Annotated in this window: 13 protein-coding genes and 1 pseudogene; 9 read left to right on the forward strand and 5 right to left on the reverse strand. The window is 68.9% G+C overall.

What is annotated here, in order from left to right; all coding sequences use genetic code 11:
* Nucleotides 1–155: 155 nt before the first annotated feature.
* Nucleotides 156–1,154, reverse strand: coding sequence for a DMT family transporter (locus ACFVW8_RS17490; protein ID WP_389690798.1), 999 nt, complete (start codon nt 1,152–1,154; stop codon nt 156–158).
* Between the two features lie 68 nt (nt 1,155–1,222).
* Here ACFVW8_RS17490 and ACFVW8_RS17495 point away from each other — a divergent pair, with 68 nt between their 5' ends.
* The 5 genes and pseudogenes from ACFVW8_RS17495 (at nt 1,223) to ACFVW8_RS17515 (ending at nt 5,339) form a co-directional block, all read left to right on the forward strand.
* Entirely contained in the window at nt 1,223–2,128 is a 906-nt protein-coding gene (locus ACFVW8_RS17495) for a LysR family transcriptional regulator (RefSeq protein ID WP_389690800.1), read from the forward strand.
* Nucleotides 2,129–2,204: 76 nt separating this feature from the next.
* Nucleotides 2,205–2,408 (forward strand): annotated as a pseudogene (locus ACFVW8_RS17500) (recombinase family protein); the annotation flags it as partial.
* A gap of 246 nt (nt 2,409–2,654) precedes the next feature.
* Entirely contained in the window at nt 2,655–3,680 is a 1,026-nt protein-coding gene (locus ACFVW8_RS17505; protein WP_389690839.1) for an aldo/keto reductase, read from the forward strand.
* Nucleotides 3,681–4,109: 429 nt separating this feature from the next.
* Nucleotides 4,110–4,502, forward strand: a complete 393-nt coding sequence (locus tag ACFVW8_RS17510; protein ID WP_389690802.1) for a hypothetical protein — start codon at nt 4,110–4,112, stop codon at nt 4,500–4,502.
* A 132-nt stretch (nt 4,503–4,634) separates the two neighbouring features.
* Nucleotides 4,635–5,339, forward strand: a complete 705-nt coding sequence (locus tag ACFVW8_RS17515) for a helix-turn-helix transcriptional regulator (RefSeq protein WP_389690804.1) — start codon at nt 4,635–4,637, stop codon at nt 5,337–5,339.
* 30 nt (nt 5,340–5,369) lie between these two features.
* Here ACFVW8_RS17515 and ACFVW8_RS17520 read toward each other — a convergent pair whose 3' ends face one another.
* Nucleotides 5,370–5,753, reverse strand: coding sequence for a VOC family protein (locus tag ACFVW8_RS17520; protein WP_389690806.1), 384 nt, complete (start codon nt 5,751–5,753; stop codon nt 5,370–5,372).
* 196 nt (nt 5,754–5,949) lie between these two features.
* Here ACFVW8_RS17520 and ACFVW8_RS17525 point away from each other — a divergent pair, with 196 nt between their 5' ends.
* Both ACFVW8_RS17525 and ACFVW8_RS17530 read left to right on the forward strand, forming a co-directional pair.
* Nucleotides 5,950–6,849, forward strand: a complete 900-nt coding sequence (locus ACFVW8_RS17525) for an aminoglycoside phosphotransferase family protein (protein WP_389690808.1) — start codon at nt 5,950–5,952, stop codon at nt 6,847–6,849.
* A 124-nt stretch (nt 6,850–6,973) separates the two neighbouring features.
* The gene (locus ACFVW8_RS17530) at nt 6,974–7,615 is read left to right on the forward strand and encodes a histidine phosphatase family protein (protein WP_389690810.1); all 642 of its coding nucleotides are present in this window, start codon (nt 6,974–6,976) and stop codon (nt 7,613–7,615) included.
* A gap of 29 nt (nt 7,616–7,644) precedes the next feature.
* Here ACFVW8_RS17530 and ACFVW8_RS17535 read toward each other — a convergent pair whose 3' ends face one another.
* The 3 genes from ACFVW8_RS17535 to ACFVW8_RS17545 all read right to left on the reverse strand — a co-directional run bounded on the left by ACFVW8_RS17535 (nt 7,645) and on the right by ACFVW8_RS17545 (nt 13,493).
* Nucleotides 7,645–9,117, reverse strand: coding sequence for a hypothetical protein (locus ACFVW8_RS17535; protein WP_389690812.1), 1,473 nt, complete (start codon nt 9,115–9,117; stop codon nt 7,645–7,647).
* Nucleotides 9,118–9,164: 47 nt separating this feature from the next.
* Complete coding sequence (locus ACFVW8_RS17540; RefSeq protein ID WP_389690814.1) at nt 9,165–9,374, reverse strand: DUF397 domain-containing protein; 210 nt, start codon at nt 9,372–9,374, stop codon at nt 9,165–9,167.
* Nucleotides 9,375–9,647: 273 nt separating this feature from the next.
* A complete protein-coding gene (locus tag ACFVW8_RS17545) occupies nt 9,648–13,493 on the reverse strand; it encodes a GH92 family glycosyl hydrolase (protein ID WP_389690816.1) in 3,846 nt (1,281 codons plus the stop codon).
* 494 nt (nt 13,494–13,987) lie between these two features.
* Here ACFVW8_RS17545 and ngcE point away from each other — a divergent pair, with 494 nt between their 5' ends.
* Both ngcE and ACFVW8_RS17555 read left to right on the forward strand, forming a co-directional pair.
* Nucleotides 13,988–15,430 (forward strand): N-acetylglucosamine/diacetylchitobiose ABC transporter substrate-binding protein, encoded by a 1,443-nt coding sequence (ngcE, locus tag ACFVW8_RS17550; protein WP_389690818.1) that lies wholly within the window; start codon nt 13,988–13,990, stop codon nt 15,428–15,430.
* Between the two features lie 50 nt (nt 15,431–15,480).
* Nucleotides 15,481–16,404: a carbohydrate ABC transporter permease gene (locus tag ACFVW8_RS17555; RefSeq protein ID WP_389690820.1), complete on the forward strand. Its 924-nt coding sequence runs from the start codon at nt 15,481–15,483 to the stop codon at nt 16,402–16,404.
* The last annotated feature ends 1 nt before the right edge of the window (nt 16,405 follow it).

A 16,405-nucleotide genomic window follows, 5' to 3' on the forward strand; every position in this document is an offset into this window, starting at 1 on the left:
GGTGCCCGGTCCGCGCAGTCCACAAGGCGAGTCGGTCGGCGCTCCGAGCTGAGCCGGCGGCAGCCAGGGTCTGCGCCCGCTGCGCGACCCGGACGCCCTGAGCTCGACGAGGACGACGACGGCGGGGACTGACACCCCACGGGCCTTGCGTCACCTCACGGAACCTCGGGCTTGGCCTGCAGTCGGGACTCGGCGAGGGCGAGGGCGGCGATGGCCCCGAGCAGGATCACCGTGCCCGCGACGGTGGCCGCGGTGAGTCGTTCGTCAAGGAACAGCACGGCCAGGACGGCGGCGCTGACCGGTTCGAGCAGCATCATCACCGACGCGGTGGCGGCCCTGAGGACGGCGACGCCGGCGAAGTACAGCGGGTATGCGAGCGCGGTGGTGACGGCGGCGATGTACAGCATCAGCAGCGCCGCCTCGGTGAGGTTTCCGCCCCGCGGGACAAGGCCCTCGTGGAAGGCCGGCGGCAGCATCACGGCCGCGCCGATGAGGAAGGACCACAGGGTGAGGGTGAAGGCGTCCTCGCCGGTTCCGTGCCGTCCGGTCCACCGGCCCAGCAGGTTGGAGACGGCGTACCCGGCGGCGGACAGCAGCGCCATCGCCACGCCCCCCGTGCGGACGACGCCGGGCTGGTTGCCCAGTACGAGCACAGTCAGTCCGGCCAGCGCGCCGGCGACGGCCAGCACCCCGGCGCGGCCGATGCGCTCGCCCAGGAACAGGCGCCCGCCGGCGGCCGTGAACACCGGTGCGGCGCCGAGCGTGACGATGGTGCCCACCGCCAGGCCGGTGTCCCGCACGGCGGCGAAGTAGGCGGTCTGGAAGACGGCCAGCCCGACTCCGGTGCCCGCCAACAGCAGCACACGCCGCCCGGCAGGCTGCGGCGCGCGGGGCGCCTTGCGGGCCGGGCGCAGGGCCCAGGCCGGCAGCAGCAGCACCGCTCCGGCCAGGAAACGCCAGAACGAGATGGCCATGGGCCCCAGGTCGCTGGTCCGGTAGATGACCTCCACGGCCGCACCGGTGGTTCCCCAGGCGATCCCGGCGAACGCGAGGAAGGCGAAGCCGCGCCGCACCGAGAGCGAGCCGGTCAATGAGCGGCTCCCGCCCTGGCCCAGCGCATCCGCGTCGACGGCGAGATCCTGTGCGGTCTTCATCTCCTCACCGTGCGCCTCCGCGCACGATACGCAAAATGCATCCAGCCGCCAATCGATACGCTGAGCGTATGAATACGCGCGGAGAATACGGTGCGGGGCTGGAGCTGAAGCACCTGCGCTGCCTGGTCGCCATCGTCGACACCGGCAGCTTCACGGACGCGGCCCTGGAGCTCGGCGTCTCCCAGGCCGCGGTCTCCCGCACTCTGCTCGCCCTGGAGAAGACCCTGGGGGTGCGGCTGCTGCACCGCACCAGCCGCACCGTCGAGCCCACCGTGGCGGGTGTGCAGGTCCTCACCCGAGCTCGTCTGCTGCTGGCCGGCGCGGACGAACTCGTTGCCGAGGCCGCCTCCGGCCACAGCCGCCTGCACATCGGTCACGCCTGGTCGGCCTTCGGGCGCTACACCACCGAGTTCCAGCGCCGCTGGCACCACGATCACCCCGACATCGAGCTCCGTCTCGTCCGCCACAACTCCTCCACCGGAGGGCTTGCCGAAGGACTGTGCGACATCGCGGTCATCCGTAGCGCCCTCGACCTCAAACCCTGGTCCCACGCCTTCGTCGGCCACGAGGACCGCTACCTGGCCCTCGCCTCCGACGACCCCTGGGCCCGCCGCCGCAGCATCCGCTTGGCCGACGTCGCCACCCGCACCCTCGCCCTCGACCGCCGCACCGGCACCACCACCTTGAACCTGTGGCCCGAGACCGAACGGCCCGCCGCCGAACACGTCCACGACATCGACGACTGGCTCGCCGCCATCACCTCCGGCCGCTGTGTCGGCGTCACCCCCCAAGCCACCGCAGCCCAGTACCGCCCCTCCGGCATCACCTACCGCCCCCTGCGCGACGCCGAGCCCGTCCCCGTCCACCTCATCTGGCGCCGACAGGACCCCCACCCCGCCGCCCGCGCCGCCGTCGCCCTCGCCATCGACCTCTACCGCACAGGCCACCAAGCCCCGCGCCGCTCCCGCAGATGAGCGGCAGCCGCCTGCCGTTCAACGACCACGGCCGCGCCCCGCCTGTCGGCAAACGAACCTCGTCCTTCACGAAGCCGGGACCAGGGGCCCGGTCGTCTTCGAGGAGGACGGCGGCACCTCCAGCCGCGTCCACCCGCTCCAGCGTCCGAAATTCCGCGTGCTCCTTGACTACGCCCGGCCCGGGGACACCGTGCACATCTCCGAGATGTTCCGCCTCGTACGCGGCACCGGGCACATCCTCGACGTGCTCGACGTCCTCCACCGATACCGAACCCGGCCGCGAGTTGTGCGGCGGATTCGTTCAACTCGCAGTCCTCTGGCCAGGTTGGAAGAACCTCGGTGGCGCATCTTCCGTAAAGCCCGGATCAGCCCCAACCGCCTCACATCGATCGTGAAAGCCCGTCCTCACCCTGGAGCGGCACCGCTGAAGATCCTCGGCGGTCACGGGCCATGCCCGACCCCGTGGGCACCGTCGAATCCAAGTAACCCCAGCCCCCACGCCATCTCTTCAGCAAGGACCCCTGTCATGAAGTACCGCACCCTGGGCCGCACCGGCATCCAGGTCAGCCCCTACTGCCTGGGCGCCATGATGTTCGGCGCCATCGGCAACCCCGACCACGACGACTCGATCCGCATCATCCACAAGGCACTTGACGCCGGGATCAACTTCGTCGACACCGCCGACATGTACTCCCGCGGCGAGTCCGAGGAGATCGTCGGCAAGGCCCTCAAGGGCCGCCGGGACAACGTCGTCCTGGCGACGAAGTTCCACAACCCGATGGGCGATGACCCCAACCAGCGGGGCAACTCCCGCCGCTGGATCATGACCGCGGTCGAGGACTCGCTGCGCCGCCTGGGCACCGACCACATCGACCTCTACCAGGTCCACCGCCTGGACCCCGCAGTCGACCACGAAGAGACCCTGTCCGCGCTCACCGACCTGGTGCGCAGCGGCAAGGTCCGCGCCATCGGCTCCTCCACCTTCCCCGCCTCCGCGATCGTCGAGGCCCAATGGGTCGCGGAAGCCCGCAACCTGGAGCGCTACCGCACCGAACAGCCCACCTACTCCATCCTCAACCGCGCCATCGAGTACGAGATCCTGCCCCTGGTCCAGAAGTACGGCATGGGCACCCTCGTGTGGAGCCCCCTGGCGCAGGGCATGCTCACCGGCCGCTACCGCAAGGGCCAGCAGCCCACCACGCACCGCGGCGGACACTTCAAGCACTACAGCGACCCGAACCGTCTCGATGCGGTCGAGCAGCTCATCCCGCTCGCCGAGAAGTCCGGCATCAAGATGACCCACATGGCGATGGCGTTCGCCGTCGCCCACCCCGGCGTCACCTCGGCCATCATCGGCCCGCGCACCATGGAACACCTCGACGACCTCCTCGCGGGCGCCGACGTCACACTCGACGACGCCCTCCTGGACGCGATCGACGAGATCGTCGCGCCCGGCACCGACGTCGGGCGCCTCGATATGGCCTACCAGCCGCCCGCCCTGCAGGAGACCGGTCCGCGCCGGCGTCGCGCCGGCGACCGCACCGCCGCCTGACGGGAGGAGCCAGACGGCATCGTGCCTCGGGCCGAGCGATGCCGAGCGTTTGCCCAGGGGCCCACGGCGGCGGCAACCGGCGTGGCGACATCGGGGCGGAGCCCACGGTAGCGGGCAGAGCGTCCCGCAGCGTGAGGTCCTGGACCGCCGACGGCGGCCCTGCTGGGGGGGGGCGGGGCGTGCAGGGCATTCTGCGCCACAGGGGGCCGAGGAGGGCCAGGGCGAGGTCGACGGCGCAGGGGTCCACCCGAGGTTGCCCTGGCCCAGCACTGCGGTGACCGGGGGAGGGCCGTTGTGCGACGTGGGGGTGGCGGGCGGACTGCGTTGTTCGGCTCAGCGTTCCGGAGAGGTGTGACAGCTGCGGGTGAAGGCGAGAAGAGCGCCGCTTCGCCACAGGTCACGGCTTACTGAAGCGGCGGCCGCGGGCGGGTGACGGCCGGCCCGGTCATCACCGACGACATGCTGCACACCGTGCTCCGCCGCCGCGCGAACGGCGAGACCGTCGAGGACATCCAGCCCGACTTACTCATCCCCACCGGCCGCCGCAAGGGACAGGGCCCCAGCCTCTCCAGCATCTACCGGGCGCTCGCCGAGCATGAGAAGGCCCGGGCGTACCCGGAGGCCGTCGAGACCGCGCACAGCGCTACACGCCACCTGGCGGTAGCTGTACGAGAACAGGGCCTTCATGGTGGTGACGACCCGGCCTCGGAGGATCCTCCCGCGCATGCGATCGCGATCGATGACCATCGCGACTTCGGCGACGGCAGCGGCACGCCTCCGGCACGGACACTCGGGTACCACCCGATACGCTCACGCACCTGAAGAGTGCTTCTCCCCGTACTGCTGACAGAACCCTGGATGAATCACATCGTTGCAGCTCAGTAGCACTATTCGCTTATTCGGTCATGGCATGGACGAGCGCGCTGACGAAAGCGCGAGGTTAGGGTTGTCCGGGTGAACCGGACCGATCGCCTCTACGCCCTCGTCGAAGAGCTGCGCGCCGTGTCACCCCGCCCGCGCAGCGCCCGCTGGCTGGCCGACCGGTTCGAGGTCAGCTTGCGCACGGTCGAGCGCGACATCAGCGCCCTGCAGCAGTCCGGCGTGCCCATCTGGGCCGAGCCCGGCCGCACCGGCGGCTATTGCCTCGACCGGACCCGGACCCTGCCCCCGGTGAACCTCACCCCCGGCGAGGCGGTCGCGATGGCGGTCGCACTGCGCGGGATGGAGGGGACACCGTTCCGGACGACGGCCGCGGCGGCGCTGCGGAAGCTGGTCGCGGCCATGGGAGAGGACGATGCCGCCGCCGCGCACGACATGGCCGGACGCATCCACCTGCTCGGCCCGGTGGACGCGCCCGCGCCGCCCCAGGGGCCGCGAGGCGTGACGGACGCGCTGTCCACGGGCCGCGTCCTGCGCATCGAGTACGGCGACCGCGAGGGGGCCACGACGACGCGCGATATCGAGCCGCTCGGATACATCGGCAAGACGGGCCACTGGTATCTGCTGGCCTGGTGCCGGATGCGGGACGCCCTGCGCGCCTTCCGGACCGACCGGATCGTTTCCGTCCACGCCACCGCCGAGGTGCCCGAGCCGAGAGAACTCCGGCGCGAGGACCTCGACATCCCCTACGGCGTCGTGCACCAGCTCTCCCTGAGCTGAGCCGAGGCAGCCCCGGGGCCGCAGACCGGATCAGGCCCGGACGGCCGGCGGCGTGAACACGGCGAAGTGGTTACCGGCCGGATCGAGCAGGTGCGCGAAGGTCACCCCGACCGGATTGACGTGCGGCGCACGCTGAACCGTGCCGCCCGCCTCCTCGACCTGGCGGCAGGTCGCCTCGACGTCCTCGACGAGCACGGTGAAGACCGCGTAGTCCGGCAGCTTGCCCCCGGTCGCGAACAGCCCGCCGCGCATCCCCTCGCCGTCACCGGTGGTGACGATCCGGTACGCCTGGTCGGTGCTCTTCGTGTCGTCGTGCGCGACCGTCCAGCCGAACACGTCCCCGTAGAACCGCTCGGCCTCCGCCGGGGCGGCTGTGCCGATCTCGAACCAGGCGATTGAGTTGATCTGAGCCATGACGTTCATCCCTTACGTGTTCCGCCGGGCTCGTCCCGGCTCCGCCCACTCTCGGCGTCTCCGGCGACAGCCCCCTGTCGGTGTTTCGGAACGGGCCGGAACGGGATTGACGGGCGGAGCACCGCCGAGGTCGTATGACCGGTGACCAGGGAGACCTCTTGATCCGGAATTGATCCGGAAGACACGGAAGGCACCGATGAACACGGGCAGGATGCACGCCGGCGAACCCGGGACCGACGACGCCCTCGTGCACCGGCTGATCGCCGCGCAGTTCCCGCACTGGGCCGGTCTTCCCGTCGAACGCGTCGGCGCCGCCGGGACCTCCAACGCGATGTACCGCCTCGGTGCCGACCTGGTGGTCCGGCTCCCGCGCACCGCCGGCTCGGCGGACGACACCGTCAAGGAGCACCGCTGGCTGCCGCGCCTGGCCCCGCTGCTCCCGGTCGCCGTTCCCGTACCGCTGGGTGCGGGGAAGCCCGCCGAGGGGTACCCGTGGCCCTGGTCCGTCTACGGATGGCTCGACGGCAGCTGTCCGGTGACCGGCGACACCACCGACGCCACTCTGCTGGCCCAGGACCTGGCCGTCTTCATCACCGCACTCCACCGCATCGGCACCACCGACGGCCCCCCGTCCTACCGCAGCGAACCACTGGCCGACCGGGACGCGGCGACGCGCGGCGCCCTGGCGGACCTGCATACGGACATCGACACGACGGCGGCGGCCGAGATCTGGGAAGCGGCCCTGCACGCCCCCGCACCGGCCGGCCCGCCGGTCTGGATCCACGCGGACCTGCAACCGGGGAACATGCTCACAGCCGCCCGACGGCTCACCGCCGTCATCGACTTCGGCTGCCTCGGCCTGGGTGACCCCGCCGTCGACCTGATCGTGGCCTGGTACGTCCTGCCCGCCGGGGCGCGCCACACCTTCCGCGCCGCCGTGGGCGCCGACGACGCGGCCTGGGCGCGGGGAACCGGGTGGGCGCTCTCGGTCGCGCTGATGGAGCTGGCGTACTACCGGGAGAGCAACGCGTTCATGGCCGACACCGCGCGGCACGTCATCGCGGAGATCCTCGCCGACCGGCGGCCCGGCGGGTAGCCGCATCCGGTCACCTCCCGGGCGCGCCGCCTCCGTCGCCACCGTCGGAATGCGATCGTGGACCAGCGGGTTTGCACCACCGACAGCATGTGAGCGGTAACAGCACTGAGAGCGGATGGCCTCCATGGGCGAGTTGATCCTTATCCGGCACGGCGAGACGGAGTGGTCCCGCAACGGACAGCACACGAGCCACACCGATCTGCCCCTGACGCCCCTCGGCGAACGCCAGGCCCGGGCCCTCGCTCCGCTGCTCGCCGACCGCGACATCGCCCTCACCCTCGTCAGCCCCTCCGTACGGGCCCGGCGCACCGCCGAACTCGCCGGGCTCGCCGCGCCCCGGATCACCCCCGAGCTGCGCGAGTGGGACTACGGCGGCTACGAGGGCATCACCACCCACGAGATCCGCCTCACCCGTTCCAGCTGGAACCTCTGGACGGACGGCGTCGCCGCCGGCCCCGACGCGCACCCCGGCGAGACTCCCGCAGAGGTCGGCGAGCGGGCCGACCGGGTGCTGGCCGAAGTCCGGGAAGCGGCCGGCCGCGCCGGGGACGGCGACATCGCGCTCGTCGCCCACTCGCACTTCCTGCGCGTCCTGACCGCCCGCTACCTGGGCCTGACCCCCGCCGAGGGCACGCTCTTCCAGCTCGCCACGGGCGCGGTGTCGCGGCTGGGCAGGGAACACGGCAACCCGGTCATCACGGCGTGGAACGTGACCCTGCCGGAGAGCCTGTTCCCCGCCGCCGTTCCGGACGCCTCCCAGCCCTGAAGCGGCCGTGGCGCCGCGCCGGCCGGGCGTCAGCTCGCGTTCGACGACACGCTCCGGTCCTCCTCGTCGAGGTGCTCCAGCTCGGCGACGCACGCCTCGGCGACCTCCGCCGCGAACCGCGGACAGGTCCAGGACTCCGGGGTGCGGATCTCCTCGGCCGGGGGGAACTCCTCCGGAGCCCAGAAGTGCGCCATCGCGTCGCGGAACTCCGCGTACCGCAGCGTCGGGTGCTCGTCCTCGTGCGGGCACTCGGCGGGCAGCGGAGCCGCAGCGACGGCGCGCATGGTGGCCAGGACGTCCCGGACGACTGAGACCGGGGGGCTCGGGTACGAGTTGTCCATCGACTGGCGGGCCACCAGCAGCAGCACGATGCGGTCCCGGGCGTCGGACTGCGCGTGGCGACGGGCGGCCCACAGGCCGAGATCCTCGGCGTACTCCTCGTTCCAGCTCTTGTGGTCGGTCCGCTCCACGAGCTTCCCCATGTCCAGCCGGCCGTCCGCACGCAGGTATTCGGCGTCGGCGTGCGAGGTGTCACGCTCCCCGAAGAGCTCGTCGCGCCGCCTGCGCAGCAGTGTCAGGGTCTCGTCCGCGATCTCCGCCATGTAGGCCGGGCACACCACCCGGTCCAGTGCGGGGTTCCGGCCCGATGCGATGCGGGCCCGTTCGTAGAGGCCGCGTCCGCCGGCACTGCTGAGCTCGATGCCGAGTTCCACTGCCTCCGGCCCGCTGCCCGGCAGGGCCGGGTGCCCGTCGTGGGCGCAGCCGGCGTCCGCGAAGTGCGTCAGCGTCTCCTCCACCGCCTCGGCCAGATCGTCGAGTACGGACTTCGTGCGCACCATGCCCGAGACCGCGTACCAGGTCACAGCCCTGACCACCATCAGACGTCCGGCGCGGTCCGCCGGGTCGGCGTCGGACAGCTCGGACGCCTGGCTGCTGATCTCCTCGTCGATGTCGGTCCACGGCTTCGGATACCCGTGCAGCAGCGCCGACAGCGTGCTGATGGCGTCGGCGGCCGCCACCGGCAGCCGGGGCGGCACATCGGGGACCGATCCGGGGTCGATGATGTCCAGGGCTATCCGCGCGAATCCGGCCGCGTTGAGCGGGCATCGCCACTCGCTCCGCGGCCGGTCGTCCTCCCAGTCGGCCGTCTCGTCGGCGAGTACGGGCAGCAACTCGGCGAGGTACTCGTCCTCTTCGTCCTCGTGGCTCCGGTAGGCATGCGAGTCGTGGGTGCAACTGTGCCCGCGCAGGGCCCTGTCGGCCGTTTCCAGGGCGGTCACGGCCTGCGACGCGACCCCCAGGCCGGGCAGCCAGGTGAGGTAGGGGGCCATGAGCACCAGCCCGAACGTCCACACGTACGCCGAATCGCCGCCGGGGTCGGCGGCCAGCCGGGCAGCGCAGTCGAGCACCGCCCGGTCGTAGTCGCTGTTGTCGGATTCCCGGTAGTCCTCCCGTATGCCGTTCCAGGTCTCGCTGAGTTCGTCGAGCGTTGTGCCGTCCATATCCATCACGATCTTCATGACGCGCGGCGTGCCCGGGGGAGTTCCCGTCAGAGCGAGCTGCTCCTGAGGGCGGCCACGAACGGTGCCCAGACCGGCACCGCGAAGGTGAGCGTCGGGCCCTCGGGACCGGCCTTGCTGTCGCGGACGGGGACGACGCCGGGGAGGTTGTCGGCTATTTCGACGCAGTCGCCGCCGTCCCCGTTGCTGTACGACGACTTGCGCCAGGCAGCGGTGCGCAGATCAGGTGTGGTGCTCATGGCGTCGCGAACTCCTTCGCCGCCGAGACGATCCGGTCAAGGGAACCCGTCCCGTACCAACGGCCGACGGCCGGGATCCCACCCACAAGGGTGGCAGGCGGAAACCGGGGCCGGGGGCGTTTACAGCGCTGCCGCACCGCGCTACTCTCCCCGGATGATGGGAGCGCTCCCAGTCATGGATTCCGCCACCGGACCCGTCTCCACGGTGGGATGAGAACGCGGACGGCCGGTATCTCGTGGGGAGATACCGGCCGTCCGTTCGTCAACCCGCGGTCAGGAGATCAGCTCCACCTCCGCGAGCGTCGCCTTGCTGTCGAGCACCAGCCGGTAGTGCGCGTAGGAGCCGGGGGTCTTCACCGTGAAGGCCCTCGTCTGCTTGTCCCAGGCGAACGACTGGCCGGACCGCTTGTCGAGGTCCTTCCACTTCTTGCCGTCCGACGACCCCTGCACCACCCAGCCGCTCGGCGCCTTCGCCGCCGCGTCCGAGGTCAGCGTGTACTGGACCGCCTTCGCGCCGGCGGGGGCAGGCAGTTCCACCCCCTCGACCGATGCCGAGGTCGCGGAGGTGTCGTCGAAGAGGGCGCCCGCACCCTTCAGGACGTCCTTCTTCGGCGACGGCACCTTGTCGTCCTTGGTGATGGAGACCGGGGCGGCGTTCTTGCCGGTGCCCCAGGCCGACGGCTTGGGGCCCATGTCGAAGTCCAGCACGCCGCCCTTGGCCAGCAGGTCGTGCGGCAGCGAGGTGGAGGTCCACTTCTTGCCGTTGACCTTCAGGCCCTGGACGTAGATGTTCTTCGCGCTGTTCTTCGGCGCCTTGACGACCAGGTCGCGGCCGTTCTCCAGGTGCACCGTGGTCTTGGTGAACAGCGGGGAGCCGATCGCGTACTCGCCGCTGCCCATGACCAGCGGGTAGAAGCCGAGCGAGGAGAAGAGGTACCAGGCCGACTGCTCGCCGTTGTCCTCGTCGCCGTGGTAGCCCTGGCCGATCTCGCTGCCCGTGTACAGGCGGCTCAGGACCTCGCGGACCTTCTCCTGCGTCTTGTACGGCTGCGAGGCCGCGTCGTACATGTACGTGACGTGGTGCGCGACCTGGTTGCTGTGGCCGTACTGCCCCATCCGTACGTCACGCGCCTCCGTCATCTCGTGGATGACGCCGCCGTACGAGCCGACGTACTCCGGGCCCGCCGTCTCGGGGGTGGAGAAGTACGTGTCCAGCTTCTTGGCCAGACCGTCCCGGCCGCCGTACAGGTTGGCGAGGCCCTTGCTGTCCTGCGGGGCGGTGAAGGCGTAGCCCCAGCCGTTGGTCTCCGTGTAGTCGTAGCCCCAGACCCGCGGGTCGTACTGGTCGGACGGCAGCCGCCAGTCACCCTTGGCGTCCTTGCCCTGGAAGAAGCCGGCCTTGTCGTCGAACAGCTCGACGTAGTTGCGTGCCCGGTTCATGAAGTACTCGGACTCGTCCTTGTAGCGCTGCTTGTGCGTCTTCTTGTAGAGCGCCTGGCCCATCTGGGCGATGCCGTAGTCGTTGACGTATCCCTCCATCGACCAGGACATGCCCTCGTGCGTGTCGGTGTTCGCGTAGCCGACGAACGGCGAGGTCTCCATGCCCTTGCGGCCGACACCCGAGGACGGCGGGACCACGGTGGCGTTCTTCAGGGCCGCGTCGTAGGCCGCCTCGGCGTCGAACTTCACGCCCTTGACGTACGCGTCGGCGAACGCGACGTCCGACGAGGTGCCGGTCATCAGGTCCGAGTAGCCGGGCGAGGACCAGCGGGAGATCCAGCCGCCGTCCTTGTACTGCTGGACGAAGCCGTCCACCATCTCGCCGGCCTTCTTCGGGGTGAGGAAGGAGTACGCCGGCCATGTCGTCCGATAGGTGTCCCAGAAGCCGTTGTTGACGTACACCTTGCCGTCGACGATCTTGGCGCCGGTGTGCGTCGGGGTGTCCGAGCCGACCTGCGGCGAGAACGGCGAGGCGTACTTGTCCTTGCCTCCGACCTTCTCGAATCCCGAGTTCGGGTAGAGGTAGAGGCGGTACATGCTGGAGTACAGCGTGGTCAGCTGGTCGGCGGACGCGCCCTCGACCTCGACCTTGCCCAGCAGGTCGTCCCAGGCGCCCTGGGCCTTGTCCTCGACCCGGTCGAAGGAGCGCGAGGCGGGGATCTCGGCAGCCAGGTTCTGCTTCGCCTGGTCGACGCTGATCAGCGAGGTGGCCAGGCGCAGATTGACCGTACGGTCCTTGCCCGCGTCGAAGCGCAGGTAGCCGGTCACATCGTCGCCACCGCCGCCGGACAGCTTGCCGCTTCCGGTGACGGGGGCGTCGAAGACGCCGTACACGAAGAGCCGGGTGGCGCCCGTGGATCCGCCGCTCTTCACGTCGGAGAACCCGGTGAAGGAGCTGGTCTTCGCGTCGAGCGTGAGTCCGCCGTCGTTGGAGACGTTGTCGAAGACCATGCTCGCGTCCTTGCCCGGATACGTGAACCGCATCCGTGCCGCGTGGTCGGTCGGCGTCATCTCGGCCTTGAGGCCGTTCTCGAACTTCACCCCGTAGTAGTGGGGCTTCGCCGTCTCGTTCTCGTGCTTGAACGGCAGCGCGCGTGCCTCGCGGGAGGCGTCCGGGGTGCCGGAGGCCGCCGACGGCATCATCTGGAAGGTCTGCCGGTCGCCCATCCAGGGGCTCGGCTCATGGCTGGCGCTGAAGGCCTGCAGGGTGGGCAGGTTGTCCTCGTTGTTGCCGTGCGCGTAGTCGTACAGCCAGCTGGTCGATCCGGCGTTGGTCACCGGGGTCCAGAAGTTGAATCCGTTGGGGACCGCGGTGGCGGGGAAGTTGTTCCCGCGCGAGAAGCTGCCGCTGGAGTTGGTGCCGCGGACGGTCGAGGCGTAGTCCGAGAGGTGCGCCTTGGGCTTCACCGGCGTCTTCGGCGCGATCTTGACGTCGTCGATCCAGCCCTGGAACTTCGACGGGCCCTTGGGGGAGTCGTACGCGACGAGGATCCGGTCGACGGTCTTGCCGGCCGCGACCGTACCGATCTGCGAGTCGACCTTGTTCCACTGGTTGACGTACAGCCGCTTGGCGTCGGCCTGGCCCTGCGGGGTCAGCAGACCGCCGTTGGAGTCGGTGGCGCGCAGGTCGCTCAGGTACGTGCCGTCCGTGAACGCCAGGTCCACCGCGACGTGCGTGGCCGGGTAGTTCAGATCCGTCTCACCCATCTGGGGGTAGACCAGGTAGGAGAGTTCAGTGTCCCGGGTGACCGCCGTGTTGACGTCGAAGACCTTGTTGTACGAGTACGCCCGGCCGTCCGCCTTGTGCGTACCGGCGTACCGCAGTGCCTTCTTTCCGGTGAATCCCGCGCCCGACTTGGCGGTGGGGGAGCCGGAGGGGCCGCGGTCCACCTGGCTGCGCATGTCGTCGGGGGCGGGTGCCGAGGTGTCCCCGTCGGAGAACTGGACGTCGGCGAGCTGGGTCGCGTCACTGGCGCCGTTGTTCTTCGTGATGTCCAGACGGAAGTGCTGGTAGGCCTTGTCCGTCTTGAAGTCGTACGACTTGGTCTGGAGGCGCTCGGAGAAGGTCTGGCCGGTCTGCGAGTCCAGGTCCGTCCAGGTCTTGCCGTCCTCCGAGCCCTGCAGGGTCCAGTCCTTGGGGTCCCGCTCGTCGTGGTCGTCGGCCGAAGTCAGCGCGTACGTCACGACCTTGACCGGCTCGGAGAGATCGAACTCGGCCCAGGCGGTGGACTCGAACGACAGCCACTTCGTACCGGATTCACCGTCGATGAGGTTTTCCTTCACCTCACCGCCGCTGGTGTTCTCGTCGCTTGCGCGGACATCTGTGACCTTGTCGGTGACATTGCCCGGAATTCCGGAGGAGAAGGCGCCATCGATGCCCGATGTCCGCTTCTTTCCGTCAGGGCCTTCTTCGACGGTATTGCGCCAGTCCGGCTGCTTCTCGTCCGCCTCGAAGGATGAACTGAATATCCGGTCGCCCGCAGGCTTATGACCCTTTTCTCCTGACCCGGCCGACTGAGCGGCGGCCGCGGTGGGGGCTGTCACGACCAGGACGAGTGAAGCCGCGATGAGCGCGGCCATACCGTTTTGTCTCTTGCGAGAACCGTGTCGGGGCTGCATGCCGAGCCATTCCTCCCGAGGAAGTGCACTTGGACAACGTTGTCAGAACCGTGCGCAGGATCTAGTAGGGAGCGAAGTGCCTGGTGGTGTCAAGGGTGTTGGATGGGAGGCCGCAGTCGAATCGACCGTATTGCGGAAATCGTTACATCCGGAGGAGGCCGTGCGGTGCCGAGGTATCCGCGAGGTCTCAACTCGGGAAAGACTGCCGCCCAAACCTGCATTCGATCTTGCTCAGTTGGCGACAAGTGGACTATACCTGTCGGCGTCTGCACAGGAGTTTTACGACTGTGTGGGAGGGGGACACGGGGGAGGCAGCTGGGAGCCATCGGGCGACCACTGTCCGGTCCCCGACGCCCCCCACTGCAATGGCTAGCCTGAAATCTGCACCACCCAAGCGCAACTGACCGCGGTGGCGGGGCCCTTCGCCTGAGGCGAATATCGATGGGCGACCGGTACAACACCGCCTGAGTCCTGGAGAAGGCGAGGACTTGAGCATGGCATCCACCTCCGCCCGCAAGAATGAGGGCCTTGGCCGTCGCGACGTGATCAAGCGGTCTGCCGCACTCGGTCTGATCACCGTCCCGACAATGAGCTTCCTGTCGGCGTGTGCGAGTAGCGACAGCAGCGACGACGACACGGTCAAGAAGGGCAAGACCAGCGCGAAGAACCCGCTGGGAGTCAATGACACGGCCGGTCTCGACGTGGTCATCTTCAACGGCGGCTTCGGCGAGCAGTACGCCATCGACGCCGAGAAGGAGTACACGAAGGCGTTCCCCAAGGCCAAGGTCAAGCACTCCGCGACGCAGAAGATCCAGTCGCAGCTGCAGCCGCGCTTCAACGGTGGCACCCCGCCGGACCTGATCGACAACTCGGGCGCCGAGCAGATGGACATGGGTGTCCTCGTCGGCAAGAAGCAGCTGCTCGACCTGACGCCGCTGATGGACGCCCCGTCCTTCGACGACCCGGCCAAGAAGGTCCGCGACACCCTGCGCCCGGGCGTCCTGGAAATGGGTCAGTTCGACGGCGACCCGGTCTGGATCATGTACTACGCGTACACCGTGTACGGCGTCTGGTACTCGCAGACCGCGCTCGAAGGTCTGGACGCCGAGTACCCGGAGAACTGGGACGACATGCTCGCCCTGTGCGCGAAGGCGAAGAAGAAGGGCATCGCCGGCTGGACGTACGCCGGTAAGTACCCCTACTACCTTCCGTTCTCGCTCTACCCGTTCATCGCCAAGATCGGTGGCCGGGAGGTTCTCGACAAGATCGACAACCTGGAGCCGAACGCCTGGAAGGACCCGGCCGTCAAGGCGGCGTTCGAGGCGTACTACGAGCTGCAGCAGAAGGGGTACATCCTCAAGGGCACCGCGGGCCTGACCCACATCCAGTCGCAGACCGAATGGACCAAGGGCAAGGCGCTCTTCATCCCGAACGGTTCGTGGGTGGAGAACGAGGCGGCGCCGACCACGCCCAAGGACTTCAAGATGATGGTCGCGGCGCCGTCCAGCCTGGACTCGTCCGACAAGCTGCCCTTCGGCACCCTCTGGGCGTCCGGCGGCGAGCCGTTCATCATCCCGGCCAAGGCGAAGAACCCCGAGGGCGGCATGGAGCAGCTGCGCATCATGCTCTCCGAGGCGTCATCGAAGAACTTCACCAAGCAGGTCAAGTCGCTGAGCGCCTTCAACGGCGGCACCGACGGACTGACCCTGTCCACGGCCATGCAGTCCGGCGTCGACGTGCTGGAGAAGGCCGGCGACAACGTGGTGAACCCGCGTCTGCAGGACTGGTACGTGAAGCTCCAGAAGGAGCAGATCGGTGCCGGCCTCGGCGAGATGATGGCCGGGCGTCTGACGCCTGCCGAAGCCATCAAGAAGATCCAGGGCTACGCGGACGCAGCGGCCAAGGACCAGTCCATCAAGCACTACAAGCACCAGTGAGTAACCGTCACCAGCGGCGGCACCCGCGGAAAGATCGGGGTCGGTAAACGATGCAGCACGGCAAGTACCGCTTCATTGTGGGGTTCTTGGTAGTCCCACTGGTGTTGTACGCGGTCTTCGTCATCTGGCCGTTCATCCAGGCCATCTACTATTCGTTCACGGACTGGACCGGTCTGAGCCCCGACTTCAAGATGGTCGGCTTCGACAACTACACCAGGATGCTGAAGGACGACATCTTCTGGAAGTCCTTGCAGCACAGCCTGCTGCTTGTGCTGCTGCTGCCGCTGGTGACGCTGGGCCTCGCGCTCTTCTTCGCCTTCATGCTCAATGTCGGAGGCCGGCGGCGCAAGAACGCCGCGGTCTCCGGCGTGCGGGGTTCGGGTTTCTACAAGATCGCCTACTTCTTCCCGCAGGTGCTGTCGATCGTCATTGTCGCCCTGCTGTTCCAGTTCGCGTTCAACCCGCGCAGTGGAATGCTGAATTCGGCGCTCAAGGGGGTCGGCCTCGGTTCCATTCAGCCGGACTGGCTGGGCGACCCGAGCCTGGCGCTCATCTGCGTCATGTCGGTGCTGATCTGGTCGACGGTCGGATTCTTCGTCGTCCTCTTCTCCGCCGGAATGGCGTCCATTCCGAAGGACTTCTACGAGGCGGCGCTCCTTGACGGGGCCAGCCGCGTCACGACGTTCTTCCGGATCACCCTGCCGCTGCTCTGGGACACGGTGCAGTCGGGCTGGGTCTACATGGGCATCCTGGCGCTCGGGGTCGAGGCGTTCACCGCAGTACAGGTCATGACCGTGGGCCCCGGCGGCCCCGACTACTCGACCACCGTCCTGCCGCTGTACGTCTACCAGACGGCCTTCCGTGACGGTCAGGCCGGATACGCGACGACGATCGGTGTCGGACTGCTCATCATCACCATGGTGTTCGCCGCCATCGTGATGCGACTGGGCCGGCGCGAGCGGCTGGAGTTCTGAT

Origin of the sequence: Streptomyces sp. NPDC058221, assembly GCF_042882365.1 — a bacterium.
In the GTDB taxonomy this organism is placed as follows: domain Bacteria; phylum Actinomycetota; class Actinomycetes; order Streptomycetales; family Streptomycetaceae; genus Streptomyces.